The organism is Tunturiibacter psychrotolerans (assembly GCF_051013365.1).
In the GTDB taxonomy this organism is placed as follows: Bacteria; Acidobacteriota; Terriglobia; order Terriglobales; family Acidobacteriaceae; genus Edaphobacter; species Edaphobacter psychrotolerans_A.
In genome coordinates, this window is record NZ_CP132941.1 from 2,217,633 (window position 1) to 2,238,099 (window position 20,467).

The window sequence follows — 20,467 nt, forward strand, 5'->3', positions numbered from 1 at the left end:
GACCCGCCTATCGATGCCCTGGTACCTATTGAACGATCAACGTGAGATTGACACTTCGAGTCAAGCCGGCACTCGTAGCGGCTGCGACCACTGTATAAGTCCCAGCCGTTGTCACAGGGCCTGAGGGCGTACCGGGATTCGATCCACTCGACAGAGGAATCTCGCGTCCCGCGCCACAGCCGTTAGCTGCCAGCAGCAAACATAACAGAGCAAGACTCGCCACGCCGGAGCGGCGTACACGACGCAACACCAGCAAACCTAACGGAGACAAGGTCGCGAACCAGAAGACGCCCTTCCGACTCGTCAAAGGATGATTGGACGACGAAGTTGCCGCGACACCGGTCAACACCGTCACGGAGACAGTAGTAATGCTTCCGAGTGGGATGCTCGACGGCGTTATATTGCAGGTTGAGTTAACCGGCATTCCGGTGCAAGCGAACGTGACCACACCGGAGACGTTTGAGTTCGAACTAAGCAGGAGGGGAAACACTGCGTTCTGACCACTCGTAATAGTAACGCTGGTAATTCCATTCGTAGTCAGTGTGAAGTCTACACCGGGGCCAGTCAGTGAAAGCGTTTGTGGCGAATTGCCGGCGCTATCTGTCACCGTCAGAGATCCCGAAGCAGGCCCACCAACCGTGGGCGCAAACGCTACCTGCAAAACGCACGCGGTGTAAGCCGCGACAGTTGCACCGCAGGTACTACTATTCGGCAGAATCACGAAGTCGCCCTTAATCGAAATGTCTTGTATCGAGAGTGGAACACTAACGTTATTAGTCAGTGTCACGGTCTTCGATTGAGACTGAATGCCGACGCCAGTTGGAGGAAACACGACCGTCGAGAACGGGGCAAGTGACACACCGGGCGGAGCAATACCGATACCGTTCAGCTCGACAGTCTGAGTTCGATATTGATCCGACACCGAAAGCACGCCACTCAGCGGACCAACATCCTTAGGCGCAAACGCCACGTTCATCGAGCACGTAGAGTGCGGGTTCAGCGAGTTGCCACAGGAATTGACGACGGTAAAATCGCCGCTTGTGATCTGCGCCGCAATCAGTGTCAGCGGCAGATCGCCGGTATTGGACAGAGTGATCTGCTGCGCTTGGCTTGCAGTGTCAACCTGCTGCGTTCCAAACGTCAGCGTCAATGGAGAAAGCGCGTCCGTTGCTGGTGATGTCCCCACTCCACTCAGAGAGGCAGTCTGCGTGCCCGCGTCATCGACCATGCTGAAGGTTCCGCTGCGGGTTCCAGAGGAGGTGGGCGTAAAAGCAATACCAACTGTGCATCCGACCCCAGGCCCGAGGCTCGGGCCACAGGTGTTGACCGTAATTCTGAAGTCTCCGCCGGATATGGTCGGCGACTGCAACCCCACAGAGGCATTGCTTGTATTGGAGATCGTAATGTTTTGAACTGCACTAGTCGCATTGAGAGGTGTCGAAGGGAACGTGAGCACCACCGGATCGAGAACGATAGCCGCCGCAGCCGACCCGGTACCTGAAAGTGCCGCCGTTGCCTGACCGCCGGCAACGTTGCCGTAGGCCGTGAGAATGCCGCTGCGACTACCGGTCGCAGTCGGCAGAAATCTCACCTGAATCGTGCAAGTTTGGTTGATGGCAATCGTTGCAGCCGCACAGTTATCAGTTTCATTGAAATCGCCTGTGACTGCCACCAAACTGATTGTTAGTGGGGCAAGACCCGTATTTGTAACCGTAATAGTTTGTATAGGGCTCGCGGTACCGATCGACTGCCCGCTGTAAGTAAGCGACGCAGGATTGAGGCTAATCGAAGGTTGTGCTGCGATAGCTGCCGTGACCAAGGGGATTTGCCATATTCCACGGCCATAAGTTGCGGCGCGCAATTCACCAGTGCGGCCATCCCCGGTAGCCATGGCTGGTGCAGCCGCAAGTTCGACGACAGGAGCATTCGGCAAGTTGATGCCGTAGACGCTCCAGCAATTCGCAGTGGCACAGGTCGTGACCTCTGTCGTAACGTACACTCCCGTATCCATCGCTACATAGAGCGTATTGGCATCATTCGGATCAACGATGACGCTGTTGGCCGGCGCATCCGGCAAGTTGCTGCTGATGTTGCTCCAATGCGCTCCGGCATCCGTAGAGCGATACAGATGCGGTAGATCAATCCCATTTGCGCCGAAACCCATTACTGTCGCATAAATGGTCTCCCCAGTAGCATCGTGAGGATCTGCCGCAAGCGAGGAGAGATCAAAGCCCGCGGAGTTAAACCCGATCCCTTGACCATTTGTAACTGGAGAAGTGGCAAGATCCGTCCAGGCCGTCGTATTGTTCGCAGTCCCCGCGGTCGCGATGGAGTAAACATGACCGCCAACGACTCCGCCGCCATCCAGTACCCCTGCCATTCCTGCGTAAATCACTGGCGAACCCGCGTCCTGCGCCCCCGAGACATTGGTGAGAACTCCCCCTGCAGCCAGGGATCTTAGCACCGGGTTAGTAACCGCGCACGATGCCCCTTGAGGGCCCGACAGAAGATTGCTGATCGCATTCGACGAAGACCATGTTGACCCATCGCCCGCCGGGCCACGCCATACCCGGCACGTCCCGATAAGAATGTTTGAAGGAAGCGCGGGGTCGAGCAACCAGGGAGGATCGATCACGGAGTCATCATTATCTACCTGCGCAGGACCGATCGTGGGCGTCCCCATGAAGTCAGCGGCAGTACAACCAGCACCACTCGAGCACTGTCGAATATTCACACCAGCACCAGTCGAGACATACCAGAGCGATGGATCTGTCTGGTCGATCCCGACCGTGCCGCCTTCCCCGGTGGAAAGCTGCGGCCACGAGCCGGCGTTGACAGTTGCAGAAGACGTAGCTGCAGTGCCATTCGCGCCCAGGCCAACAAGCAGCGTGCCGGCATCGGTAGGATGCTGCGCAAAGCTGATGACCTCTGCCAGCGAGCCGAGCCCGCCATTGAGATTTTGAAAGTGAGTCGCGTCATCGGTGGAGCATGGAGTTCCTAGTTCGTCGACGCCGTCAGTTGATCGCCAAACGCCACCATCGTTGCCCAGGTACACAAGTGGTTGCGACGCGGTTGCCAAAGCAGCAATCGCATGCTGAGCTGGCGCGACCTGCGCAGGAGCCGCACATCCGTTGATCGCGTTCGTGGTGTTCCGCAGCACGCACCCAGCAGCAAGAGAACAGCGGTAAAGATCCGTTGTCCCGATATACAAAATTGTGTCTTGGCTCGAGCCGTTTGGTCCCGATGGCTCAGCGGCGAGCGCAAAATTATAGTCTGCCTGCGGTACGAGGGTACTGCCATTGCCGACCTCCAGCGCGGACGATGGCAACTGTTGGCCGAAGGTGATCGTACTGCTGTTGCAATTAGCGCCAGACAGGCCACACACATCCTGCCACAATCCTTGATCGCGATTGTTTTGATCTACCGTTAGCGCAAACGTGTCGCCTGTCTCTGGTTGCACCGCCAGTGCCCCCCTAAAGATAGGACAGGTCGTACTGCCGATAGCACCTGGATCCGGCGGGCATGCCGACGCAGTGAGGCCCAGTCCCGGCTGATTCGCCAGACGCGTCCAGGTCACACCGTCCGCTGACTCGTAGTAGCCGTGATAGCGGATTGCACTGTAGAAACGTTGACGAACAGGATTCCAAACTACGGATGTTGCCGCTCTGCCCCCAAGGTCTCCGCCACTGGGCTTGGGGGTCTGCACAGTTTGGGTTCCATCCATAAGAGTAGACATCTGCCAGGTCACGCCGGCATCCGTCGAGTAGTAGAGCCCCATCACGCTGTTGGTCGCGTCCGGCGCGTTGACCAGAACCCCCTCCGCCGCCTGCGACACGGCAGCGACGACGGTGCCCGGCGTCACCGTACTCCATGCAAATCCTGCAAAGCCGAGCCCACTGAAAAGATGCTTTCCTGACAAACCGTCCTGCGAATTCTGGATAAGCGTCCACGTCACCCCGTTGTCAGCAGATCGCAACAGGCCGCTGCCGTAAAAAGAATCGGAGGCGTCGTTAGGATCTCCTGTCCCGGCCAGGATTACTCCGGATTGAACGCTGATCGCGCCTATGCTGAGTGATGGTATGGCCGCGGTTCCCGCATTCGCGCTGAAGACAGGCAGTGTGTCGGTCAGAGGGACGAAGGTGACACTGGCCGATGGGCCTGCCGCATTGGTCGACTTCCAAACGCCGCCACCAGTCGTTCCCAAATAGACGGTATTGCCGGTGGGATCAGCTGGATCGATCGCAATCGCCGTGACTCGTCCGGTCACGTTGCCATAGGCGATGCTCGCAACCTGACTTGGCCCCACTGCCTGCCACGGCGCACTCAAGCTCGACAGTTGAGGCGAAGCCGCCTGCTGCACCAGCATCGCCGCATGCTCCTGACGAGCGTTATCCATGGCTCGTGCAGCCGATACTGCTCCCGCTAGAGTTCGGCCACCCAGGAAACGCCGGGAACGAATCTGGTGCGGCGAGACGGAATTGGCTGAGGGCACGGTGCCCTCTTGCTGTAAAGTTGCCGAGGCCGAGGGCAATTGACCAGAGGCAAGGACAGGTGCGGCAAGTTCGAGAGAAAACAACAGGGCAAAAAACGCGCCCCGCACGCCGTGGCGGAGCATATCTGCGAGACGCTCGTGTTGTGAGAATACGACCAGGCCCATAACTTGCGATCAGCAAAGGAAAAGACAGCTAACACTGATGCTGCAAGCTGACGTCGGAGGAGTCAACGCTGGAGCGGGAGAAGTTAAGACAAACAGTGCCGGAACGGGATGAGAAATCTCTCATCATGTTCGCCGTTCCAAATTGTACGAGGCTCTAAGGCCACTCTCTTCAAAGCTTACCCCATCGACCTATGTGCGCGGCAATCTGCCGATCGTCGAGGGTTCCTCGAATCTAACCCTCCTGCAACCATGCCACAATCTCACCATGGTTGTAGGCTTGTCCATTCGTCATAAGAAGAATCTCGGGTAGCAGACGCAACTGAGTATGCTGACCGCCCTATAGCCGAGGCTCAGCGAAACGCCTAAAGCGCCAGCGAGCCTTGCTGGGGCAGAATGCCCATCTGCCGAATGTATTCTCTCGAATCGAACTTTTTGCCGGTGGACGCTCCCGACATGTAGCGAATCTTGCCGAAGACAGGCCGTTCCCCCCAGGCGCGGTCGAACTTTCCCAGGATTGCCCATGCAATACCCGCGTAACCATTTGGGTCGCGACCGTCCAGGAAATATTTATCGTTGAGATGGATCGAGTACTTCATCGCCGTTGCGACGTCAGGGGTCCACTCGAGAATCTTCTTCGCCCAGTACATCCTTAAATAGTTGTGCATCCACCCGAATCGCACCATCTGAATCTGTGCGGCGTTCCATAGATCGTCATGAGTGTCCGCGCTTTCCAGCGGGCGAAGCGTATACAAATGTTCCCGCTCATCACGCGCGTGGTCGGCGATAGTCTTCTTCGCCCAATGCTCGGCACAATCAGGCGAGTCATAGTTCGGTGTGTATCGGACGAAATTAACAGCTAGTTCCCTCCAAGCAATCAGCTCATTGAAGTAGCTGTCACGCGCAGACTTCAGCGTCGGTTGCCTCTTCACCGCCGCGTCAACCGCGAGCGCAATCGTGATCGGACCGATGTGTCCGTAGTGGAGGTAAGGCGACATGCAGGAGGTCCCATCGATCTCCGGATGATTTCGCTGTGCATCATATTCTTCCAGAAGTTTCCCCGAAAAGTACTTTAGTCTTTGAAGCGCAACACGGGTCCCTCCTTTCCAGGCCTCAACTGGCAGCACGCTGCGGTCGAGGTCCTTCCAGTCGCGAGTCATATCCTGATGAACATCTTCAGCATGGAATCCTTTCGGTCGCTTCCATGAATGGTCAGCGTGCAGATTCTCGTAGGGACGCAGGTATTCCGGCAGCAGGCGATATAGTCGAGGCCGAATCGTGTAAGCACCGTACTGGGCCTTTTCCATCAGCTTCGAAGGGACGACTACATCCGTATCGACAGTCCAAAATGGGATCTTGATCTTGGAGGCAAGATGTTTACGCCACTGCTCGGGCACGCGCATCGGATTCTCATCCCCGATCAAAAACGCCGCACGCACGTCCGCCAACAGTTGTTCATGCGATTCATGGGGCGCACGCCGCATCACGAAAGTAATATTACGAGCGGCAAGATCTGCCTCGATATCAGCTAGCCCTTGATTGAGGAACACATAGTGTCGAAGATTCGCATGAGGAAAGTTGGAGATTCCTGCGAAGTAGACCACCAGCGGCAGACCCAGTAGATTGGCCACCTGTACCGCAAGATCAACCGCATGATTATCGATGCCGCGCTGCGCCCGCTGCATCCAGTACACGACGCACTTGCCATCTGGATCCGGCACTCCCGCCCGCCGGACTGTTACGCGGGGATCGTTCGACCACTCAATGAGCTCTTTCGGGGATGCAGATTGCGCGATCGCCATATGAAAAGTGTACGAGCCGCTCCCAGCGCAGGTTTGACAGCAACAAAAATGCGACCCGCAGGCCGCATCCCTGTGAAACTAGACTGGAGCACTACCAAAGGCCCCATGCGCGGCTAATATAGTCGCTCATGGTCATCGTGATCAGAACGATAAAAGTGAAAAACCCAGCCGCCACCGTCAACTTGATCAGATTGGACTGATACTTGACATGCATGAAGAACAGGATCACGACGACTGCCTTGAAGCTCGCAATAGCCAGCGCGACGACTGGATTGAAGATCCCGAGGTCGACATAAGCTGCTCCCACAGTGATCCCGGTAAAGATCAGCAGGGTCAAAAAGACCATCCCATAGGTGGCCGGCGTGATGATCTGATGATCAGCGTGCTCCGGATTGATGACATTCGACGGATCGTGAAACTCTGACATGGTCTTCTCCTTCCAGCCAAACTGCAACTGCAGTCGCGGCTAGTAGCCGGGGTGTCGGTTGATGAGGTAAAGCAAAGGAAACAGGAAAAGCCAGACGATATCCACAAAGTGCCAATACAATCCGAAGTTCTCAATCGGCGCAACGTATCCCGCAGAGAACTCCCCTCGATTAGCCCGCCAGGTAAGCCAGAACAACAGCCCAATCCCGAGAATCATGTGGAAGGCGTGCATCCCGGTCATCGCAAAATAAAGGAAGAAAAACACCTGAGTCTTCTGCGCCATGTCAGGCGCCAGCGGCTTCTCTGTCAACTTGCCAGTCTTGGGATTGACGGGAGGATTAATGAACTCCGAGACGTCGAAGTGGGAACCAGGGATGTGGTGCTTCTCCCACTTCTCGTGATATTCAACGCCTTTGATTCCTAAAAAGGCGACTCCAAAAACGGTGGTGAGAACAAGAAAAAGAACCAGAAGACTTTTCTTCTGAACCTCGGCCGCCCAAACCCCCAGTGCCATGAAAAAGCCAGAGGTAATCAGGATCGCCGTGTTAGCCGCACCCAAAGGAATACTCAGCTGATTGGAAGAGACGACGAACGCATCGTGGTACCAATTGCGATACAAAAGGTACGCAAAGAAGAGCCCGCCAAAGAACATAATTTCAGTGAGGAGGAACAACCACATACCAAATGTGGCGGCCTCGCGCTGCTGTTCTTTCGTCTCAAAATGATGACGGTGCTGCGGAAGAACAACGTGTTCATGTTCTGCCGCAACTGCGGTCTCATGCGTATGGGGACGCGTAGCTACGATCGCATTATCCAACGGTCGTCACCTCTTGTGCAGTCTTGTGTTCGAGCCACTCGTAGTCATACGCTTCATGATCAACGATCGGCGTCTCGATAAAGTTTTCGGTTAGCGGCGGCGACTGAATTTGCCACTCAAGACCGGTAGCCTGCCATGGATTGTTACCGGCGATCGCGCCGTACTTCAGCGACCAACCCAGATAAAGCAACGGAAGCATATAACCAACGCCAAGCACCGTCGCTCCCGCGGTTGAAAGTACATTCAACACCTGGAACTCAGGCGGATAAGCATGGTAGCGTCGCGGCATCCCCAGGTAGCCAAGGATGAACTGCGGAAGGAAGGTCAAGTTGAATCCGATAAAGGTCGTGACCGCCGCAAGCTTCGAAAGTGACTCGGGATACATGCGGCCTGTCATCTTCGGCCACCAGAAGTGAACGCCTGCAAGGAATGCCATCAGCATTCCCCCCACCATCACGAAGTGAAAGTGAGCAACGATGAAATAGGTCTCCGTCAGGTGAATGTCCATGCCCAGCGCGCCCAGGAAAACTCCCGTCATGCCGCCAATCGTGAATAGTCCCAGAAATCCGAAAGCGTAGAGCATCGGCGTTTCGAACGTGATCGAACCCTTCTGCAGCGTGAACGCCCAATTGAAGATCTTGATCGCAGAAGGCACCGCAACCAGCATCGTCAGCAGCGAAAACACCAGGGCCGAATAGTTGGACACGCCCATGATGAACATGTGGTGAGCCCACACGAAGAAACCAAATAGCGCGATCGCCACGGACGAGAACGCGACCGCCGTATAACCGAAGACCCGCTTACGGCTAAACGTACTGATGACTTCAGAGATCACTCCCATACCTGGAAGAATCATGATGTACACAGCAGGATGCGAGTAGAACCAGAAAAGGTGCTGGAACAGCAGCGGATCGCCACCTTTAGTCGGATCGAAGACCCCAATTCCAACCAGTCTTTCGAGCGCAACCAGTACCAGCGTAATCGCGAGCACCGGTGTACCGAGCACCATAAGAATCGACGCAGCGTAGTTCGACCAGCAAAAAAGCGGCAACCGGAACCATGTCATTCCTGGCGCCCGCATCCGATGGAGCGTAACAATAAAGTTCAACCCCGTGAAGATCGACGAGAATCCGATAATGAAAACTCCCGTCGCAGCAGTCACCACGTGAGTGTTTAGGTAGTGGGTCGAAAGAGGCGTCGTAAACGTCCACCCGGTATCCACGCCGCCAAGAACCAGCGCCGCCAGCGTGAACAATCCACCGATCCAGTACAGGTACCAGCTCAGCAGATTCACCTTCGGGAACGCAAGGTCCTTCGCGCCAATCATGATCGGGATCAGAAAATTCCCCAGCGTTGCCGGCACCGACGGCACCAGAAAGAGGAAAATCATGATGATGCCGTGCATCGAGAAAAATTTATTGTAAGTGTCTGAAGCCACCAGATCAGGCTGAGGTGTCAGCAGCTCCAGCCGTATCAAACCCGCAAATGCACCGCCGATGAAAAAGAAGAAGGTGATCGAGATGAGATACAGGATCGCAATGCGTTTATGGTCGCCGGTGAACAGCCAGCTGAGCAGCCCGTCCTCATTGTTCAGATAATTGCGCTTCGGAATCGTAGCCGTTCTCTGATCAGGCAAATTGACAATTGTGTGACTTGTTGCACTCATGGCTTCACCACCCCTGGCGTTGTCGGCGCCGCTTGGTTCGACGTTGACGTGGTCAGCGTCTGCTGCACACGATAGTTGTTCTGCATAGCTTTGATGTACTCCACCAGGTCGATCAGGCCATCTTCACTAATCTGCCCCTGGTAGGTCGGCATGATCGGCGCATATCCAGCCGTAATATGCTGCGAGGGATTCAAAATCGCGTCACGCAGGTACGCGTCGTTGACCAGGACCTGCGAGCCATTGGTCAGCTGCAGCTTTGATCCGTAAACCCCCGCAAGGTTCGGTCCACGTGCAGCCGCGCTTCCCGAGTGGCAAGCGTTGCAACCCATGCTGGCAAAGAGCCGCTCGCCGTTCTGCGCCAGCGACATGCCGCTGGTAGACTCCTGCGTCCACTTGGCATAGTCATCCGGACTAAGCACCGTGACTTCGCCAATCATCGCCGAGTGATTAGTTCCGCAGTACTGTGTGCAAAAGATATGGTAGGTCCCCGGAGTCGTCGCCTGAAACCAGACCGTCGAGTACCGTCCGGGAATCACCTCGCGCTTCACACGGAAATCGGGAATAGAAAAACTGTGAAACACATCCTGCGAGATCATCGTCAACTGAACAGGAATGCCTGTCGGGACGTGTAACGCGTTGATCTCATGCTGCCCGCCCGGATGCTCCGCCTTCCACATCCACTGCTTGCCGACCACGTAGATGTTCATCGCGTTCGTCGGAGGATTGTAGATCCTGAAGTACAGCAGCGCACCCCAGACGAACACAATCAGAAACAGCGCGAGCGGAATGATAGTCCAAGTCGCCTCAAGCAGGGTCGAGCCCTCCACCTGAACTGCGACCGGGTGTTTCTCCTTGCGGTAGCGGATCGAGAAACCGAAGATAAGTGCGCCCACCAGCGCAAGGCCGATTACCGTGATCAACAGCAGGAAGAAGTAGAGCGCGTCAGCGTAGGGCGCAATGGTCGACGCCTCGCGCGGGAAAAGCGCCGAAGCGTTAAGCCACTTCACCAAAAATTGCCACAGGACTGGACTGATATGCATCGTTACCCTTTATCCGTTCTCTTTCTTCGTCAGGTCGTGTTCGCGCGCTGGGTTGACATCTCTACGGAACATCAAAAACATGAAGCCACCTAAACCTGCCACCGTGACCATTCCGCCGAACTGCACAACGCGCGCAATGATCAGGGAGTGTTTGTTCGTCTGGGGATCGTAGTGATAGCAATAAGTCAAAATATTCGCGACCGGGGACCCAATCTTATTGCCCGAAGCGTCGATCAGCCCCAGCAGCATGTCCTTCGGCGAATACTCAACTCCTAAGTAGTACTGTGCCAACTTTCCGTCGGTCGTAACAATCTCGATTGAGCTCGCGTGCGCAAACTGCGTCAGCTTTCCATCCGGCCCCGGAACCTTGACATACCCAAAACCGACCGCATTCGTTACTGCATCGATGGCCGGTCGCTGTCCCGTAAGGAAATGCCACCCGGCAGCGGTCTCTGGACGCCCGTAACGTTTCAAATAAAAAGCTTTTTTCGCTGCCGCAGTCTCCGGAGTCTCGCTTGGATCGATGCTGATAATGACTACATCGAAATCCTTGCCCGGCGTCAGCTTCACCATCTCCAGCGCACCCGTCAGGCCGTCCAACTCCTCCGAACACAGCATCGGACAGTTGTAGTAGACCAGCGAAAGAATCGCGGGGTGCTTCCCAAAATAATCCCCTAGCCTGACCGTCTTCCCCGTGTCGTCCACAAAAGACGCATCCAATGGAAGTTGCTGATTCAAATGCTGCGAGACCCCTACCTTTTGGAGCACCTGCGGCAACTGGTCGCCTGCATTTTCGCCGCTCTGCTTATCGCCATAGCTTGAGACCTGCGCGAACACAGGAGCGCACAGCAGGGCTCCGCAAAGAATCGCCGCCTGCCATCCATTCCGAGTTGTTCGCGCTGCCCACATATCGTCTCTTCTCTATGCTAAATCGCTTCGGCTAATCTATTATTTCGCTGGAACTAGCTCCGCCTGCGTCGCAGCCTCAGCTTTGCCGTACGACATCTTTTGCTCTCGCGCTTCGATGACCTCAAGTTCGTAGCCGGTCCGGGCAAACCCCGAGGTCAAAGGCGCCTGGACAACCGGTTTTTCATCCCCTGCCATCTCGACAGTAGTCGCGGCAGCCTGACTATTGACCGGCAAACCGCGCTGCGAGATCAACTCCATCGCACGTGAAATTGGAATCCGAATCGCCCCACCGGTCTCCGCCGGAGTGACACTGTAGTAGTCCAGCAGGAGATCTTCCCTTGCATGCATGTCCGCCGTCGCCTGATTGCCATCATCAATATCAAGGCGAGGTTCCGGGAAGGTCGACGTCATCTGCTGAAACTCTTTCTGTTGCATCTCAGGGTTGCTGGCAAGATCCTGCCGCTTGCCATTGGTCGTCTCCGCCCCGGCAAACGCAGACAGCTTGTTCCACTTTGTTGTCGGCCCATCCGACTTCTCAATCGCAGAATTGATGACCTTACCCATCACAAAGCAGAAGACAAAGAAGACCAGCACAAACCCGAACAGGCCGGCCAAAAATACGGCTACGCCGCCAGCGTTGACGTCCGTCGTTTCGTAACCCGGCGACTCGTCGTCGCGTAAATGCGTGTCGTGTGGTCCTGGCGTTTGATGCATCTCGTGATCGTTAGTGGGCATGTTCTGGCTCCAGCATCTCTTCAACGTGAGGATCATTCACGTTGATCAAAGGACGTGCTTGCAGTTGCGTCATGTAGTAAGCGGCCCACAAAGAGATCACAGCTACGGGAACAGTGATGTAGGCAAGAATTCCAATGTTGCCAGTGATGTGCAGATTCCCTGCAGCATCAGCGAAGTTCGGCTCAATCAGCCAGAACATATCGACGCAGCGCGCGAAGATCATGAAGCATGTCAGCCAGATCATCTTCTGTTTGTTCCGCTTCAAATCGCGGGACAGCAGCAGACAGAAGGGAATCAGCCAGTGGCAGATGAAATCCAAAGAGCAGACATACCACCATCCACCATGAATGCGGTTCAGATACCAGGGAATCTCATCCGGCACGTTGCCTGACCAGATAATCAGGAACTCGGCGAAGCAAAGATAGATATTGAGCATGGTAAAGGCAAAAGCAAGCTTGCCAAGATCATGTTGTTCGGTCACTCTCAACATCGTCTTTATCGGCTCAAACCGCGATAGCAGAATTATGGTCAGAATGCCGAGCGCGAGGACAGCGTAACCTTGCCCAACCAGGAACTGCAGCCCCCAAATCGACGAATACCAGGTGATATCTAACGACTTGATCCAAACGATCGCTCCATCCGTGAGGAGGATGACGTAGATGAGAATTCCAATGCCGCTCAAATTCTCAAACTTCACCCGCCAGCGATCGAAACTTGGTTCCGTGCCGCGCTCCGGATCGGCATCGCGTTGAAGCGACCATTTATTGAGAAGGAATGTAAACAGACCGAGGATCGCAAAGATCACGACAGTCTGGAAGATCGCAGCCCCGGGATTCAACATCGCCCGCTTGGCGTTCAGTGTCATCGCTTGTTCAAGCGATACAGCGTGATTCGACAACGCCTGAGCCACCGCGCCGGCAGTCGGAAACGCAGCCCACTGATACAGGTGCTTCCATAGGAAGATGATTGGCACGAACATCAGCCCCACCAGCCAGATAGTGCGCGTCATCGCTTCGAGCGGCCGTCGCAGGATCAACCCCCACTTACCACCGCTGACATACTGCAACATCAGCATCGCCAGTCCACCGCCGGCAAAGCTGAAGCAGATCATGTAGCCCAACAGGTAAGCACGAAGGATGTGATTCTTTCCCTCATGGCTGAAGGCGAAGAAAGCCGACAGGATCGTGGCGACCACAAAGACGATCAGCGCACGCACCCGCCATGCGGAGAGGATCTCCGGTGCAGCTAGCGATGCAGGCAACACGCGCGGCCCATAGTGGCCGTGGTGGCCGCCCGCTTCTCCGTTATGTTCGTGTCCAGATGACATGCGTTTCAAGCCTTCGTTCGGAAGCTTCCGAGGTTACTGCTTCGGTTCGGTTTGTCCAGCAGATCCAGCGGCCGGAGCAACTGCGTTGTTATGAGACGGTGCGACAGCGGTCGTTCCAGCAGCTCCAGGAACCGGAAGCACATACAATCCATTGTCAGGTGTTCCAGTCACTGCTGTCGGCGGCAACACCCACTCGTTCGCAAAGGTGGTTGGTAGACCCTCCCGCTCTGCGATGCTCGCCAGTGGCTCAACATGGGACCCCGAGGGAACATCCGCCTGCGTCGCCTTCTGGCTCAACTGCAAAGCCTTGATGTACGCCACAATCGCCCAGCGGTCCGCCGGCGCGATCTGCGACGAATAGTCCGGCATTGAGCCATAGCCGTTCGAGATCACATGAAAGAAGTGTCCCAGCGGCGCGCTCTCGAGCCGTGCCGAATGGAAACTGCCAGCCTTCGAGTACCCGCGCTGCACGATCATCCCAATCCCGTTGCCGACACGCGAGTGGCATGGCGTGCAGTAAACGTTGTAACGCTCCTGTCCACGCTCCAACACCTGCATCGTCGCCGGGAAGGGCATACCATCACCCTCTTTCCCGTTGACCAAGCCCGTATAGAAATAGGAGTCCTCACGCAGCTGGCTCCGTGCAACCGTGTTCTCAACCTGCGGGCGCACCGAGCGGCCATCCGCGTAAAAGTCCGTGCCGCGCTGGGGAAAGAACTTCGGCTGATTATGCATATCCTGGCGGCAACCCACCGTAGCCAGCAACGACAAAGCCGCAGCAGCAAAGGCAAAGCGCCGGGATGTCAATCTCACTTGCGTATTAATGATCCACCTCCACCACGGAAACCGCAGGGAACTGCTCGAGGAACGTCCGCGTCTCCGCGAGTGAGAACTTAGGATCGACCGCCTCAATGCATAGGAAAAACTTGTCGGTCGTCGCGCCATTTCTAAAGTTCGGCGCGTTGAAGACCGGATGATAGAGCTGCGGGAGACCGTTCAGCGCGATCATCCCGAGCGCCGCCGAAAACCCGGCGAACAGAATCGTCCACTCGTACGCCGGAATAATAAACGCAGGCCACGAAAACAATGGCCGGCCAGCAATATTCAGCGGATAGGCCCAGACATTGATCCAGGTCTCCATCAGAAACGCTGTCGTCACGCCCATCAAGCCGCCAATCAGGCACACCATCGGCACACGCGTCTTGTGAAAGTGCAGCGCCTCGGCTGCCTCTTCCACTGGATAGGGTGTGTAGCACTCCATCCGGCGATAGCCCGCATGGCGCGCCTGCTCCGTGGCATGCACTAATTCGCTGGGCGTATTGAACTCGGCCAGCAATCCGTAAGTTCCTTCGCGGGGCGGCATTAGACTGTCTCCTTACTGACTGTTTCAGCATCGGCTCCGCCGCGCGTCACCTTGGTCTGCGGCAGCATCATTCGAATCTCAGACATCGGAATCATCGGCAAGAACCGGACAAACAGGAAGAACAGGAAGGTAAACAGACCCATCGTTCCCACGTAGATCATGTAGTCCCACTTGGTCGCGCGGTACGTGCCCCAACTCGAAGGCAGGTACTCGCGGTAGAGACTCGTCACAACGATGACGAAGCGCTCGAACCACATTCCGGTGTTGACGATCAGCGACAAGATAAACAGGAACGTCACGTTCACACGAAGCTTGCGTGACCAGAGCGTGGTCAGCGGGATTGCGATGTTGGTCAGGATAAGGATCCAGTACGCCCAGCCCATCGGCCCGAACATACGATTCCACATCATGAAGAACTCCCAATGGCTGGCCGAGTACCAGCTCATAAAGACTTCCATTCCGTATCCATACGCCACAATCGAACCCGTCGCCAGCATGACCTTCGCCATGTTGTCCAGGTGTCGCAGCGTCACCAGATCTTCCATGTGGTAGAACTTGCGGATCGGAATCGCCAGCGTCAGCACCATCGCAAAACCTGAGTACACAGCGCCCGCAACGAAGTAAGGCGGAAAGATCGTCGTATGCCAACCCGCCAGCGCTGCCACCGCGAAGTCGAAGCTAATGACCGTGTGCACCGAGAGCACCAATGGCGTCGAAAGGCCCGCCAGCAGCAGGGAAGCCGACTCATATCGGATCCAGTGCCGGGTCGAACCACGCCAGCCCAGCGACAGCATTCCGTAGAAATACTTCGCCGCCGGCATCGTCGCGCGGTCACGCAGAGTCCCGAAGTCGGGAATCATACCGATATACCAGAAGATGACCGAAATCGACGCGTAGGTCGAAACCGCGAACACGTCCCACGCCAACGGGCTGCGGAACTGCGGCCAGACATTCATCGTGTTCGGGTAAGGGAAGAGCCAGTAGGCCAACCACGGACGGCCAACGTGAATCAACGGGAAGGTTCCGGCGCAGACCACGGCAAAGATCGTCATTGCTTCGGCGAATCGATTGATCGAATTTCGCCAGGTCTGCTTGAACAACAGCAGAATCGCAGAGATCAGCGTACCCGCGTGGCCAATACCGATCCACCACACAAAGTTGATGATGGCGAATCCCCAGGCGCCAGGAATCGTAACGCCCCAGATTCCGACACCCTTCAGAAACAGCCAAGTGCATCCGATCACAAGGCCCAGCGCAACGCCTGCGCCCACAATCAGGCCGAAGAACCACCCCAGCGGGGTGTTTGACGTCAGCACGATTCCGGCGATCTTCTGCGTGACCGACTTGAAGTTATGGCCCGGCGCGATGACCGCATACTCGCCAGTACGCGGGTCGATCATGGGATCGACGATCGGGTCTTGCATGGGTCCTTTGGTCGCCATTTATGCCAGCTCCGGATTCGGGTTGATGACTCCGGCCGTGTAGGTTGTGCGCGGACGGAAGTTGAGGTCAGCGAGTACCTGATAATCGCGCTCCTCAGCCTTGAGCTTTGCCACCTTGCTCGCCTTGTCGTTGATATTGCCGAACGTGATGGCGCTGGTCGGGCAGGCCTGCTGGCATGCCGTCACGATCTCGCCATCACGAATCTCGCGATTTTCCTTGTCCGCCGTGATCTTCGCCTGTTCAATGCGCTGAACGCAGTAGCTGCACTTCTCCATCACTCCGCGCGAACGAACCGAGACGTCAGGATTGCGCATGAACTTCAAGCTCTCCGTGTCGTAGTCCGAATACAGCAGGAAGTTGAACCGGCGAACCTTATACGGGCAGTTATTTGAGCAGTACCGGGTGCCCACGCAACGGTTGTAGACCATTGTGTTGAGTCCCTCTGGCGTATGCACCGTTGCGCCCACCGGGCAAACCTGCTCGCAACCTGCGTTCTCGCAGTGCTGGCAAGCCATCGGCTGAAAGTGCGCCTTAGGAGCATGCAGATCGCCTTCAAAGTAAGTGTCGATCCGTAGCCACTGCATGATGCGCCCAACCTTCACCTGCTCGCGGCCAATCACCGGAATGTTGTTCTCTGCATAGCAGCTCACGATGCAGGCATTACAACCGATGCAGCTGTTCAGGTCGATCGCCATCCCCCACGCATTCTGAATCTTCAGCGTCGACGGATCCTGCTTCTCGTAGTTCCAGTTGTCCGGGAAGAACGAGTTATCGTGCGGCACCTTCTCACCCTGCGGCGAATACCCTACCTTATCGATCAGTGTGCCGCTCGCTCCACCCTCATGAGCAAAGTTCGGATTCTTCTTGACCTCATCCAGTGTCGCGTACCGGATGATCGATCGCTCCTCCGCCTCATGGCCTGCGAGAGAGTAGACACCCTCTTTATCTGAGAGCGGCTTCTCCAGATCGTGCTGCGCGAAGCTGCCGCGATGTTCGATGTTATGAACCTTCGTAATGCAAAGATCGTAGGTTCCAGGAACCTTCTTCGCCGTTGCACCCGAAGTCGAGAGCAATCCATCCGCGATACGAATCTGGTAAGCATCGAAGCCGACGCCTTGGGCAACCCGACCAGCCTCAACGCCACGGCCAAAGCCAAGATGAACCGTAATCACGCCGTCCGGATGGCCCGGAATCATCAGCGCCGGGGCAATCACCTCGCGGCCATTTAACGAGATCTTCACTGGGTCCGACTCGTCGAGCTTCAGATCGGCCAGGGTGTTGATGCTCATGATCGCCGCGTTATCCCAGCTCAGGTTCGTCACCTGCTTGGGCAACTCCTGCAACCATCCAACGTTCGCGAAGCGACCGTCATAGATCGAAGGATCGGGCCGGAACGAAATTTCGAGGCCGCTCGGAGCAGTAGCTGCAGGGAAGGAGGCTAGAGCACTCTTGCCCGCACCACCAGCCTTCGCCGTAAACGCAGTTCCTTCTACCCAGCCATCGTGCAATGCCTTGCGCCACGCGGTAGCGAAGTCACCCTTGATGTAAGTCTTCGCATTCGCCACCACAACGTCGTAAGCCGACTGCTGTGGATCGGCAAGCAGCGACTGCAGCACATCATGCGCCGACTTGCCGCCATACATCGGATCGATCATCGGCTGAATGATCGTGATCGTTCCGTCATACGCCCGCGCATCCGACCAGCTCTCGAGGTAGTGCGCTTTGTTGATATGCCAGTTCGAGATCGCGCCCGTCTCATCCACCTGCGACGCAAGCTGCACCGTCACTGGGACATTCGTAAAGGCATCACGGAAACCAAGATCCCAGGGAGCCGAGTAGATCGGATTGACGCCAAGCATCACCAGCCACTGCACCTTGCCGGCCTTCATATCGGCAACCAGCGACTTCAACTCGGCCACCTGTTCGGTCGGCATCGGATTCACAGTCTCGGTATAGATGACTGTTTTGCCAACCGCGCCCAACGAAGCGTTCAGCGCATAAGCCGCTGCATGGACCGCCGGCGAAGCCTGCTCGCCAGGAATCACAACGCACTTGCCGCCGCTGTTCTTCAGGTCGGCGCTCAACGCCGCAAAAAACTTCTGCTGCTCAGCCGTAGCTCCCTGCGGAGCGGCGCCAGTCGCCAGCGCCGTTGCAAACGTCGCAATCTCGCTCGGCTTCAACGCCAGCCTATGCTCTGCCTTGAATCCGGTCACTGTCGGCATCGTCTCGACGACATACAGCCGGTTCATCGGCTTGCCTTCTTCGTACCGATGCCGTTCCGCATATCCAGCCGCCAGAGGCAGGAACCCCGGATGCGCAATCCCTCCCAGGAAATCCGCGTCGAGCGAAAGAATGACATCCGCCTCTTCTAGCTTGTACTGCGAATCCGTATAGCTGCCGAACGCCGCCTTCGAAGCCGCCCGCGACGAGTCCTGGTTCACCGGCTCCCACTGCACCAGCTTCGCCTGCGGATAGGCCGCCTGCACCTGCTTCCACTGCGCCGCCAATGTTGGCGAGGTAATCGTCTCGCTCAGGAAATAGATACCCTGCCCGCCAGAGGTCTTCTTCGCAGCTGTCGAAAACGCCTGCTGAAACTCACCCCACGATGAAACCTGCCCGCGATGCAGAACATGCTGCGACCGATCGGGATCGTACAGATCAAGGAGCGTCGCCTGCGTAAACGCGTCCGACTTGCCCTTCGACATCGGGTGCTCGGGATTGCCATCAACCTTAATTGGCCGGAACGAATCCGACTTGATCAGCACTGGAATCGCACCCGTCGGGAACGGGTAAGCCGTCGCAAAGTACATCGCCTTGCCGAGAATCAGATCCTCTGGCTGTTTGATGTAAGGAAAGATCGGCTCATCCGGCTGCTTGGTACAACCGGCCAGCCCGGCCAGCGCGAGAGACGCGCCCATCACCTTCAGAAATCCACGCCGGCTCACCGCATCAACCCACTCGCCTGCGCCGGCCTGTCGCGGAAACTCTTCCTTCATCAACTCATGGAACGCAGGCGTCTCCGCCAGCTCATCCAGATTCTTCCAGAAGCGTCGCCCCGTCTTGCCGTCCAGCTTGGCATGAACCTCAGCCAGCGTCATCTTCGCCGAAGCAATCTGCGTGACCACTACGGGTTGTCCTGCCGGTGCTTTCATCTCAGCCATCGTGTCTTCAGTTCCATTCCCAGTCGTCTTCATCATCGGTGGCACGTCTCGCAACTCGACAGCTGCTCTGGATTGCGGATGTGGTACTGAGTCGTGAGGTATCTGCCCAGATCCATCTGGTTCGTAAACTTCTGATAGCTCGCCGGCATCGTGATCCCCATCGGTGGCACATCGCTCGACGTCGGCCCATTCAACTCGGTGTTCATCTGCAGCATCGCCACCTCAGGCCCCTTGCCAGAAGGATTGGTCGTCGTGCAGCTCACATTCTGCGCCGTCGGACCAGATCCAGCCGCTCCGACACCCGTGCTCGTACACCACACCGGCTTGTCGTTCGAAGGTCCCGCCCAAGCCATGTTGTAGATCTCGCTCGTCGGCCGCAGGTTTACCGCAGGATTGCGATGGCAGTTCAAGCACCACTCCATCTGCAGCGTGTTTTGCTGATACATCAGCGGCATCTGGTCCACGCGTCCATGACAGCTCGCGCAACCGATGCCTTTGTTCACGTGGATCTCATGGTTGAAATAAACGTAGTCCGGCAGGTCATGCACGCGGATCCACTGAATCGACGCGCCCGTCGCCCAGCTCTGTCGCACCGGCTCAAGCAGCTCCGCGTTGGTCCAGATTTGCGCATGACAGTTAATACACGTCTTGGTCGGAGGGATACCGGCATACGCGGCCTTCTCCACCTGCGTATGGCAGTACTGGCACTGCAGGCCAAGTCCCTCGACGTGGTGCTTGTGGCTGAACGGTATCGGCTGATCTGGCCGCTGGCCCTGCCGCGTCACCCACGGTGATCGCTGTAGCTGGTCCAGGGTTACGCCGAGCGCAATGACGATCACGCCCGTCAATACCAGGCTGAATCGAGCCAACGCGTTCGAACTGCGGTCAAAAACTTGCGCCATGAGTACTTTCCTGCTTCCTCTGCATTACCTGAGCTAAGGGTTGAGAAGTTGCTGTCAAGGGTTAGGTACTGCTGCTATCAAACTTACCGGGCGATCCATACTCCGGCGGCCGGAGCGTCCGCAATCGGAGGTGCCCCGAAAAAATTTCTGTCTCGAAACTCAGAGTATAGCAGTGGAAAACTCCACCTCAACTCTTGCATGACACGCGCAACTAGTTTTTCT

At 56.5% G+C, this 20,467-nt stretch carries 14 protein-coding genes; all 14 read right to left on the reverse strand.

Annotated features, from left to right (window positions below; genetic code table 11):
• Positions 1–25: 25 nt before the first annotated feature.
• The 14 genes from RBB76_RS09400 to RBB76_RS09465 all read right to left on the reverse strand — a co-directional run bounded on the left by RBB76_RS09400 (position 26) and on the right by RBB76_RS09465 (position 20,245).
• A complete protein-coding gene (locus RBB76_RS09400) occupies positions 26–4,492 on the reverse strand; it encodes a choice-of-anchor D domain-containing protein (protein ID WP_429634653.1) in 4,467 nt (1,488 codons plus the stop codon).
• Positions 4,493–5,019: 527 nt separating this feature from the next.
• A complete protein-coding gene (locus tag RBB76_RS09405; RefSeq protein WP_429634652.1) occupies positions 5,020–6,375 on the reverse strand; it encodes a deoxyribodipyrimidine photo-lyase in 1,356 nt (451 codons plus the stop codon).
• A 172-nt stretch (positions 6,376–6,547) separates the two neighbouring features.
• The gene (locus tag RBB76_RS09410) at positions 6,548–6,883 is read right to left on the reverse strand and encodes a cytochrome C oxidase subunit IV family protein (protein WP_429634651.1); all 336 of its coding nucleotides are present in this window, start codon (positions 6,881–6,883) and stop codon (positions 6,548–6,550) included.
• 39 nt (positions 6,884–6,922) lie between these two features.
• Positions 6,923–7,699: a cytochrome c oxidase subunit 3 gene (locus RBB76_RS09415; RefSeq protein WP_429634650.1), complete on the reverse strand. Its 777-nt coding sequence runs from the start codon at positions 7,697–7,699 to the stop codon at positions 6,923–6,925.
• Positions 7,692–9,365, reverse strand: a complete 1,674-nt coding sequence (locus tag RBB76_RS09420) for a cytochrome c oxidase subunit I (protein WP_429634649.1) — start codon at positions 9,363–9,365, stop codon at positions 7,692–7,694. The genes RBB76_RS09415 and RBB76_RS09420 overlap by 8 nt, the downstream gene beginning before the upstream one ends.
• Positions 9,362–10,405: a cytochrome c oxidase subunit II gene (coxB, locus tag RBB76_RS09425; protein WP_429634648.1), complete on the reverse strand. Its 1,044-nt coding sequence runs from the start codon at positions 10,403–10,405 to the stop codon at positions 9,362–9,364. The genes RBB76_RS09420 and coxB overlap by 4 nt, the downstream gene beginning before the upstream one ends.
• A gap of 9 nt (positions 10,406–10,414) precedes the next feature.
• Positions 10,415–11,314, reverse strand: a complete 900-nt coding sequence (locus RBB76_RS09430) for an SCO family protein (RefSeq protein WP_429634647.1) — start codon at positions 11,312–11,314, stop codon at positions 10,415–10,417.
• Positions 11,315–11,353: 39 nt separating this feature from the next.
• Positions 11,354–12,049 carry a hypothetical protein gene (locus tag RBB76_RS09435; RefSeq protein ID WP_429634646.1) on the reverse strand — a complete coding sequence of 232 codons (696 nt, stop codon included), beginning with the start codon at positions 12,047–12,049 and terminating at the stop codon, positions 11,354–11,356.
• The gene (locus tag RBB76_RS09440; protein WP_429634645.1) at positions 12,039–13,376 is read right to left on the reverse strand and encodes a hypothetical protein; all 1,338 of its coding nucleotides are present in this window, start codon (positions 13,374–13,376) and stop codon (positions 12,039–12,041) included. The genes RBB76_RS09435 and RBB76_RS09440 overlap by 11 nt, the downstream gene beginning before the upstream one ends.
• A 33-nt stretch (positions 13,377–13,409) precedes the next feature.
• Positions 13,410–14,189 (reverse strand): c-type cytochrome, encoded by a 780-nt coding sequence (locus RBB76_RS09445; protein WP_429634644.1) that lies wholly within the window; start codon positions 14,187–14,189, stop codon positions 13,410–13,412.
• Positions 14,190–14,196: 7 nt separating this feature from the next.
• On the reverse strand, positions 14,197–14,739 hold the full coding sequence (locus RBB76_RS09450; RefSeq protein ID WP_429634643.1) for a DUF3341 domain-containing protein: 543 nt from the start codon (positions 14,737–14,739) through the stop codon (positions 14,197–14,199).
• Positions 14,739–16,181: an NrfD/PsrC family molybdoenzyme membrane anchor subunit gene (gene nrfD / locus RBB76_RS09455; protein ID WP_429634642.1), complete on the reverse strand. Its 1,443-nt coding sequence runs from the start codon at positions 16,179–16,181 to the stop codon at positions 14,739–14,741. Before nrfD ends, RBB76_RS09450 begins: the two co-directional genes overlap by 1 nt.
• Positions 16,182–19,379 (reverse strand): TAT-variant-translocated molybdopterin oxidoreductase, encoded by a 3,198-nt coding sequence (locus tag RBB76_RS09460; RefSeq protein WP_429634641.1) that lies wholly within the window; start codon positions 19,377–19,379, stop codon positions 16,182–16,184.
• On the reverse strand, positions 19,376–20,245 hold the full coding sequence (locus RBB76_RS09465) for a cytochrome c3 family protein (protein WP_353064752.1): 870 nt from the start codon (positions 20,243–20,245) through the stop codon (positions 19,376–19,378). Before RBB76_RS09465 ends, RBB76_RS09460 begins: the two co-directional genes overlap by 4 nt.
• Positions 20,246–20,467: the final 222 nt, after the last annotated feature.